This is a genomic window from Roseibium aggregatum, assembly GCF_014692675.1.
GTDB lineage: Bacteria > Pseudomonadota > Alphaproteobacteria > Rhizobiales > Stappiaceae > Roseibium > Roseibium aggregatum_C.
Genome location: NZ_JABFCZ010000097.1, coordinates 1 through 457 on the forward strand (window position 1 = coordinate 1; position 457 = coordinate 457).

The 457-nt window shown below is 70.7% G+C and carries 1 pseudogene; it reads right to left on the minus strand.

Annotated elements, in window-relative coordinates:
* Nucleotides 1-457: pseudogene (locus HK439_RS26465) on the minus strand (hypothetical protein); the annotation flags it as partial.

Sequence of the window (457 nt, forward strand, 5' to 3'; positions counted from 1 at the left end):
GCCTCGGGCCCTTCGGGCGGCGCGGGCTCGCGCGCCGGATCGGGGTGGCTGCCCTGCGCCATCACATTGAGGAACACGTCCTCCAGGTCGGCCTTGCGGATCTCCACGTCATGCACGGTGACGCCCGCGGCGCGCAGCACGGCCAGGTGGCGTTCGATGTCCTGCGCGTCCTGGGCGGGCAACTGCACCACGCGGCCGGTCACCCGGGCGACGGCCGCCAGGGCGGGCGGCAGCGCATCGTCGGTCTTGAAGCGCATCACGTTCGTCGAGGCGCCCTGCAGCAGGTCGGAGGTGGTGGACAAAGCCACCATGCGGCCGCGCTTGAGCATGGCGATGCGGTTGCACAGCGCCTCGGCCTCTTCCAGGTAATGGGTGGTCAGCAGCACCGTGTGGCCTTCCTTGTTCAGGCGGGCGACGAAGTGCCACAGCGTCTGGCGCAGCTCGACGTCCACGCCAG